At 70.0% G+C, this 8,802-nt stretch carries 2 protein-coding genes; both read right to left on the reverse strand.

All coding sequences use genetic code 11. The annotated features are described in order from the left end of the window. Positions 1-109: 109 nt before the first annotated feature. A complete protein-coding gene (locus tag ACWGH0_RS23170) occupies positions 110-3,034 on the reverse strand; it encodes a non-ribosomal peptide synthetase (protein ID WP_453406110.1) in 2,925 nt (974 codons plus the stop codon). Continuing rightward, positions 3,031-8,802, reverse strand: a 5,772-nt coding sequence (locus tag ACWGH0_RS23175) for an amino acid adenylation domain-containing protein (protein WP_453406111.1), incomplete at its 5' end; no start/stop codon positions are given. The genes ACWGH0_RS23175 and ACWGH0_RS23170, both read right to left, overlap by 4 nt.

The following is an 8,802-nucleotide window of genomic DNA, read 5'->3' on the forward strand; positions in this document are numbered from 1 at the left end:
AGTCCATTCGGCACCCCCCGTCTGGCGAATACGAACGTCTGCTCGTCGCAGAAGCTATGCGGGGGCTTTATTCACGGGTTATCCATCCGGTAACGGCAGGGCCGCGGCCTCAGTCGGCCGCCACCTCCAGGTCCCGGCCGAGGAGCGCGGCCACCACCTTGTGCACGTGCTTGCCGTTGTCGGAGTTCGTCATCACCACGCATCCGTTGCCGGACCGCAGCCGCAGGGACGTCAGCGCGCGGAAGCCGGCGGTCTGCCCGCCGTGCCCGAACTCGGGGTCCGCCATCGAGCCGTCGACCACGGTCCCCAGCCCGTAGAAACTGCCCGGGAACGCCTCCGTGAGCATGACGCCGGCCGACTTGGCGGTCAGCAGTTCCGAGAAGCCGAGGCGGGCCCGGCGGATCTCCACGGCCAGCTGGGCCAGGTCGGACGGTGACGACCACAGCCCGCTGCCCGCGTGCACCGGACGTACCCGGTATCCGTCCGGCAGGGCCCGGCCGTGCTGGTCGTGGCCGCCGGCGACGTCCTGGCCGGCCTCGTGGGGGGCGCCGGGAGCGAGGAAGGAGCTGTCCCGCATGCCCAGGGGGCCGAAGACCAGGTCCGCCGCCGTCTCCTCGAACTCCTGGCCGGTGACATCGGCCAGGAGCTGTTCGATCATGGCCCACTGGCTCCCCGCCTTGCGGAACAGCGCACCGGGTTCGTGCTCGGCCCGTACGCCGTCCAGCACGTCGGACAGCTTCGGCATCGCCTCGCCGGGCCGCCACCATGTGGCGGGCGTCTGCGTGAGACCCGCCGTGTTGGACAGGAGGTGGCGCAGGGTCAGGGGCGCGCCGCTCGCCGCCCTGGGCGCGCGGCGGGGCTCCAGGTACGTGTCGATGTCCGCGTCCAGATCGAGGACGCCCCGGTCGACGAGGCGCAGCGCGGCGAACGCGGTGACGTGCTTGCTGATGGAACCGGCCTGGAACCGGGTCCGCAGGGTCACCGGAGCGCCGGTCTCCGTCGTACGGAGCCCGTACGCCTGCACCGCCACCAACTGCCCGTCCCTGAGGAGCGCGACCGCGGCTCCCGGCACCCCGTGGGCCTCCATCGCCCCGGTCACGTCGGGCGTGGCCGGCCGACCTCCCCCGTCGGCAACCGTCATCAGCATGCTCGCTCCCCCGTCCGTCTCGTCCGTCTTGCCGGTGGTGCCGGTGGAGGCGGGCTCCGCCGCTTCCCCGGTCGGGGGCGTCACGCCGTCGACCGCCCGCGCGAGGTCCTCGACCGTCTCGCTGTCCAGCAGCATCCGCAGTGTCAGGGCGAGCCCGGCCCTGCGGGCCGCCGCCATCACGTGCACGATGCGCATCGAGTCGGCGCCCAGGTCCAGCAGCCGGTCCCGTACACCGACGTCGGAGACCCCGAGCACCTCGGCGCAGGTCTCCACCAGCAGCCGCTCGGTCCGGTTGCGGGGCGCCACGTACTCCCGGCCGGCGACCAGCGCCGTACGGCCGGGGGCGGGCAGCGCCTTCCGGTCGACCTTGCCGGACGCGCTCAGCGGCATCGCGTCGAGCAGGACGTACGCGGCCGGCACCATGTACGAGGGCAGCGACGCGGCCTGGAAGGCCCGCAGCCGGGCCTGTTCCGCCGCTTCGTCGCGGGGGGCGGCCAGTGCGCCGTGGGCCACGGGTTCCCGTTCCATGACCGCGTAGGCGACGAGCCATTTCTCCCCGTTGCCGTCCTCGCGCGCGACCACCGTCGCGTCACGGACCTCGGGGTGGGTCAGCAGGTTCTCCTCGATCTCGCCCAGTTCGATGCGGTACCCGCGTATCTTCACCTGGTTGTCGATCCGGCCGAGGCACTCCAGCTCGCCGTCCGCCCGGAACCGCGCCAGGTCCCCGGTCCGGTACATCCGCGAACCGGGCGGTCCGCCGAACGGCTCGGGCAGGAACCGCTCGGCGGTCATGCCCGGCCGGCCGACGTACCCGCGGGCCACACCGGCGCCGGCGAGGTACAGCTCGCCGACCACACCGACCGGGACCGGCCGCTGCACCGCGTCCAGCACGTACGCCCGGTAGTTGTGGATGGGGCGCCCGATCGGCACGGTGCCGGCGTCCGGCGCGACCTCCCAGGCGGTGGCCCAGACCGTCGTCTCGGTGGGGCCGTACTGGTTGACGAGCCGGTGCACCCTGCCGCCCAGGTCGCGGGCCAGCGCCGGCGGGCAGTCCTCACCACCGGTCACGGCGGTGACCGGGGTACGGCCGAGACCGGCGGCGATGAGGAGCTTCCAGCCGGCCGGGGTGGCCTGGGCGTGGGTGACCCCGCCGCGCTCGATCATCCGTACCTGCGCGGCGGCGTCGTGCGCCGCCTCGTCGTCGGCCAGCAGAATCCGGCCGCCGGTGATCAGCGGCAGGTACAGCTCGGTCGTGGAGATGTCGAAGGACAGCGAGGTGGCTGCCATCCAGGTGTGCTGCGGGCCCGCCGTGTACCGCTCCCGCATCGAGAACAGCACGTTGAGCAGCGAGAAGTGTGCGATCTGCACCCCCTTGGGGCGCCCTGTGGAGCCGGACGTGAACAGCGTGTACGCGAGCCGGTGCCGGCGGGCCGGGTCCTTCGGGTCCCGTGCCGCCTCCTCCGTACCGACACGGCCGGCGGACCGCCCGGCGATCAGGGCCCGGTCGCGGTCGAGATCGACGACCGCACCGCCGTACCCGCCGCCGAGGCGCTCCTCCAGCCCTCCCTGCGTCACGATCAGCCCGGCGCCCGCCGCGCCGAGCATGTAGGTCAGGCGCTCCGCGGGCAGCCCGGCGTCCAGGGGCAGATGGGAACCGCCCGCCTTCCAGATCCCGAGCAGGCAGGGCACGGTGTCCAGCCCGCGCTTGAGCAGGACGCCCACCACCGACTCGGGCCCCACGCCCGCCTCGCGCAGGTGGTGGGCGATGCGGTTGGCCCGTGCGTCGAGCTCCTGGTACGTGAGGGTCTCGGCCCCCACCTGTACGGCGACCGCGTCGGGGGTGGCCGAGGCGGTCGCCTCGATCACCTCGTGCACGTATCTGCTCATCCCCACTCCACCTCGGTGTCGTTCCAGTCCTCGAGGACCTGGGTCAGTTCCGTCGCGGACATGAGGGCCGCGTCCACGTCACCGTCGGGGTCGGCGGCCATCGCCTCCAGGACCGCGCGGTACATCCCGGCGAGCCGCTCGGCGTTCGCACGGTTCAGACCGGTGCTGACCGCCCGCAGGACGAGCCGGTCCGGCAGGTTGGCGAGGGACAGGGTGAACTCGTTGGAGCTGTCACCCGCCCCGGCCCGGACGTCCACCGTCCCGGTGTCCACGTGGTGGAAGTCCTGGTAGCGGTACATGATGTCGAACAGCCGGCGCCCACCGGCCAGCCGCTGCACCGCGGGCAGCGGGTGCCGGCGGTGGCTGTAGACCTCCGCCTCGCGGTCGAAGACCTGGCGGACCAGTTCACGCCAGGTCCGGGCCGTGCGGTCGTGCGCGAAGGGCAGCGTGTTGAGGTACATGCCGTAGACCCGCTCTGCACCGGGCACCTCGGGGCGTGCGCTGTAGAGCACGCCCGTGTGGAAGGCGGGTTCGTTGGTCACGGTGCTGAGCACCTTCAGGTGCGCGGCCAGCAGCACCGCCTTGAACGAGGTGTCGCTGGACTTGGCCAGTGCGCGCAGCTCGGGCTCGATGTCGCGGAACTCCACCGACAGCTTGAAGTCCTCGCGCGGCGCGCCGTTGCCGTCCCCCCAGTCCGGTGGCAGTACGCACATGGCGTGCCGGTCGACGATGCCCTTCCAGTACTCCCGGTCCTCGTCCGACGCCAGGGACTCCTGCTCGGCGGCGATGAAGTCGGCGTAGCGCACGGCTGCCGGCTCCGGCTGCTTCGGCTCCTCCCCCGCGGCGTACGCGTGGTACACGTCGAGCACCTCCATCAGCAGCGACTGCTGACTCCAGCCCTCGGTGATGGCGTGGCAGTGCGTGAAGCCGAGGTGCCACGCCTCCTCGGACTCGACGAGTGCCGATATCCGGAGCAGCGGGGGCCGGTCGAGCGCGAAGAGCTCGGCCCGCTCGGCGGCGATGTGCTCCTGCCGCGCCCGGGCGAACTCGGCGTCGTCCACGCCGCGCAGATCGCGCACGGTGACCGGGATGACGGCGCTGGGGTGCACGAACTGGAGCGGTACGTCGAACGCTTCGAGCGCGAAGGACGTACGCAGCATCTCGTGCCGCTCCACGATCGTCTGCCCGGCCCGGCGCAGGGCGTCGGCGTCGAAGGGCAGGCCGTCCTTGATCCGGAAGGTGGACGTGTTGTGGTACTTGTTCAGCCCGTCGTCGGCCAGCATCTCGACCAGCATGCCGAGCTGCACCTTGGAGATCGGGTACGCGTCGACCAGCCCCGCCGGGAGCGCCGCCCGTACCTCGTCCGTCACCAGGGCGAACGGTGCGACCGCCACATCCTCCTGACCGGGCTCCGTGCCGGCGAGGGCGGTGGCGAGTCCGGCGACCGTACGGTGCTGGAAGACGTCCCGTACTCCCGCCTCGAAGCCTTCGGCGCGCAGGGCGCCCACCAGGGCGATCGCCTTGATGGAGTGGCCGCCCAAGTCGAAGAAATTGTCCTCCACCCCGACCTTCTCCAGCCCCAGCACCCGGCCCCAGACAGCGGCTATACGCTCCTCAACAGGGTTGCGAGGCGCCACATACGTGTCCTCGGCCGTGCCTTCGGGGTCGGGCAGGGCGCGGCGGTCGGTCTTGCCGTTGGCGGTCAGCGGGATCGCGTCGAGCTCGACGAACACCGACGGCACCATGTACGGAGGCAACGACTCGGCCAGCCGCTCGGCCAATCCCGCGGCACTGCCGACGACATACGCGATCAGCCGCTGGTCCTCCGAGACGACCACCGTGGCGTCCGACACCTGCGGATGAGCGACAAGCGCCGCACGGATCTCACCCAGCTCGATCCGATAACCCCGCACCTTCACCTGATCGTCCATACGACCCAGGAACTCCACCGCACCATCGCTGCGCCAGCGCACCAAGTCACCCGTGCGATACAACCGCGTACCCGCCGGCCCATACGGGTCCGGAACGAAACGCTCAGCCGTCACGCCCGGGCGGAACGCGTAACCCCGCGCCACGCCTGTGCCACCGACGAACAACTCCCCCACCGCACCCACCGGCACCGGACGCAAACCGCCGTCCAGGACCCGCATCACCATGTTCGGCAACGGACGACCGATCGGCACCACACCTTCGTGCGCCTCAACCAACGGGAACACACACGTGCCCACCGTCGCCTCCGTCGGACCGTACTCATTCACCACACAGCCGTCACCCAGGACTACCCGCCACCGCTCGACCAGAGCACCCGGCAGCGCCTCACCCGCCACCACCACACGAGCGGCAAGGACACGGATCTCGTCATCGGACAACTGGCCGGACAGAACCTCCAGATGGCCCGGGGTGAGCTTCATGAACGAGAACGGGCCCGACTCCACCAGACTTCCACCCAGCTCCGTCAGCTCACCGTCCCACAACCACACCCGCCGACCCGCAGCCAACGGAGCCCACACATTCGGCACCACCAAGTCGAACGCCACCGACGAGAACACCGGCGCACCACCCGCAGCCGAACCCACCAACTCCCGCACCGCCCAGTCCACATGATTGACCAGACCACGATGCGAAACCTGCACACCCTTCGGCCGCCCCGTCGAACCCGACGTGAACACCGTGTACGCCACAGAATCCAGATCCACATCAACCACGGGGAACGACACCGGAAGCGACGACAGATCCTCCTCGTCGACCCGCACCACAGCCACATCGAACCGGTCCGCATACGCCGACGACGTCACCGCGACCGACACCCGAGCATCAGCCACCATCCCCGCCACCCGACCCGCCGGCAACACCGGATCCATCGGAACAAAACCACCACCAGCACGCCACACCGCCAACAACGCCACCACCAGATCAACCGAACGATCCAGCAACACCGCCACCGACACCTCAGGCCCCACACCCAACCCAGCCAACCGATGAGCCAACCGATTCGCCCGCACATCCAACTCGGCGAACGAAATCTTCCGACCACCACACTCCACAGCCACCGCACCCGGCGACTCCACCACCCACCGACCCACCAACTCCGGCACCGACACCTCCGGCACCACCACACCCGAGTCGTTCCAACCGGTCAGCACCCGCTCACGCTCACCACCCGGCAAGAACACCTCCCGCGCATCACCCTCCACATCCGCGGCCATCGACTCCAACACCGACCGGTACATCGACGCCAGACGATCGACACCCTCACGCCCGAGCACCTGGGGGTTGACCGTGAGCAGCAGGCCGCTGCCTCGGGCAGCCACAGCGAGACCGAACTCCGTCGCACCTTCGCCGTCACCGGAGTCGGTGTCGACGACATCGGACTCCGCTTGGGCGTCGGCCAGGTCGAGATAGCTGAAGCGGACGTCGAGGAGCCTCGTCCCGTCGCTCAACTCCCGTTGCATCACCGGCATCGGGAAGCGGCGGTGCGGCCAGAGCGTGCCTTCCTGGTCGAACACCTGGCGGATCAGTTCACGCCAGGTCTTCGCGCCCCTCTCGTAGGCGAACGGCACCGTGTTGAGGTACATGCCGTACACCCGTTCCGCGCCCACGACCTCCGGCCGGCCGCTGGACACCAGCCCGGTGTAGAAGGCGTTCTCCGTGGTGAGCTGGCTCATCACCTTCAGGTGTGCCGCGTGCAGCACGGCCTTGAGTGACGTTCCCGTGCTGCTGGCGGCGGCCCGCAGCCCGGCGGTGAGGCCGGTGAGCGGTACGTGCACGGTGTTCGCCCGTCCCGGCTCGGGGTCGCCCCAACCCGCGGGCAGTTCGAACCGGGCGTGGGTTCCGAGGATGCCTCTCCAGTAGTCACGGTCCTCGTCCGACGCCACCGACGCCAGCTCGGCGGCGACGAAGTCCGCGTAACGGACGGCGGGGACCTCGACCGCCGGGACGGTCTCGCCGCCGCGTACCCGCAGGTACCCCTCGACGATGTCGCTGAGGAGCGTGCGGTGACTCCAGCCCTCGGTGATGGGGTGGCAGACGCTCACGGAGAGCCACCAGGCTTCGTCGGACTCGATGAGCGCCGCGACACGGAGCAGCGGTGCGCGGGACAGATCGAACGTCTCCGCCCGTTCGGCGGCGGTGTGCGCCCGGCGGGCCTCGGCCTGCTGCTCGGCGTCCAGGTCCCGCAGATCGTGCACGGTCACCGGAATGACGGCGCTCGCGTGGATCAGCTGGAGCGGGACCTCGAAGCCTTCGAGTGCGAAGGAGGCACGGAGCATCTCATGGCGATCGACCACGGCCTGCCCGGCGCGCCGCAGCGCGTCCACGTCGAACGGCCGGCCGTCCTTGATCCGGAACGCGGTGGTGTTGTGGTACTTGTTCAGGCCGTCGTCGGCCAGCATTTCGACCAGCATGCCGAGCTGCACCTGCGCCAGAGGGAAGGCGTCCGTCAGCCCGTCCGGCAGCTTCGCCCTGTCGTCCGCCCCGATCAACGCGAACGGTTCGACGACGGCGGTCTCCGCTACGGGCTCCGTGCCGGCGAGGGCGGTGGCGAGTCCGGCGACCGTACGGTGCTGGAAGACGTCCCGTACTCCCGCCTCGAAGCCTTCGGCGCGCAAGGCGCCCACCAGGGCGATCGCCTTGATGGAGTGGCCGCCCAGGTCGAAGAAGTTGTCCTCGACCCCGACCTTCTCCAGCCCCAGCACCTGCCTCCAGACAGCGGCTATGCGCTCCTCAACAGGATTACGAGGCGCCACGTACGAGTCTTCGGACGCTTCGGGGTCGGGCAGGGCGCGGCGGTCGGTCTTGCCGTTGGCGGTCAGCGGGATCGCGTCGAGCTCGACGAACACCGACGGCACCATGTACTCGGGCAGCGAACCCGCCAGCCAAGCCGCGAGATCGTCCGCGACACCCACCACGTAGGCGATGAGCCGCTGATCGTCCGAGACGACCACCGTGGCGTCCGACACCTGCGGATGAGCGACAAGCGCCGCACGGATCTCACCCAGCTCGATCCGATAACCCCGCACCTTCACCTGATCGTCCATACGACCCAGGAACTCCACCGCACCATCGCTGCGCCAGCGCACCAAGTCACCCGTGCGATACAACCGCGTACCCGCCGGCCCATACGGGTCCGGAACGAAACGCTCAGCCGTCACCCCCGGACGGAACGCGTAACCGCGTGCGACACCGGTGCCACCGACGAACAACTCCCCCACCGCACCCACCGGCACCGGACGCAAACCGCCGTCCAGGACCCGCATCACCATGTTCGGCAACGGACGACCGATCGGCACCACACCTTCGTGCGCCTCAACCAACGGGAACACACACGTGCCCACCGTCGCCTCCGTCGGACCGTACTCATTCACCACACAGCCGTCACCCAGGACTACCCGCCACCGCTCGACCAGAGCACCCGGCAGCGCCTCACCCGCCACCACCACACGAGCGGCAAGGACACGGATCTCGTCATCGGACAACTGGCCGGAAAGCACTTCCAGATGGCCCGGGGTGAGCTTCATGAATGAGAACGGGCCCGACTCCACCAGACTTCCACCCAGCTCCGTCAGCTCACCGTCCCACAACCACACCCGCCGACCCGCAGCCAGCGGAGCCCACACATTCGGCACCACCAAGTCGAACGCCACCGACGAGAACACCGGCGCACCGCCCGAAGCTGAACCCACCAACTCCCGCACCGCCCAGTCCACATGATTGACCAGACCACGATGCGAAACCTGCACACCCTTCGGCCGCCCCGTCGAACCCGACGT

This window comes from Streptomyces sp. NPDC054887 (assembly GCF_053610585.1).

Excerpts from the sequence above, each read along its gene's own strand:
- ACWGH0_RS23170 (WP_453406110.1), bottom strand. The coding sequence starts at position 3,034 with ATGAGCAGATACGTGCACGAGGTGATCGAGGCGACCGCCTCGGCCACC.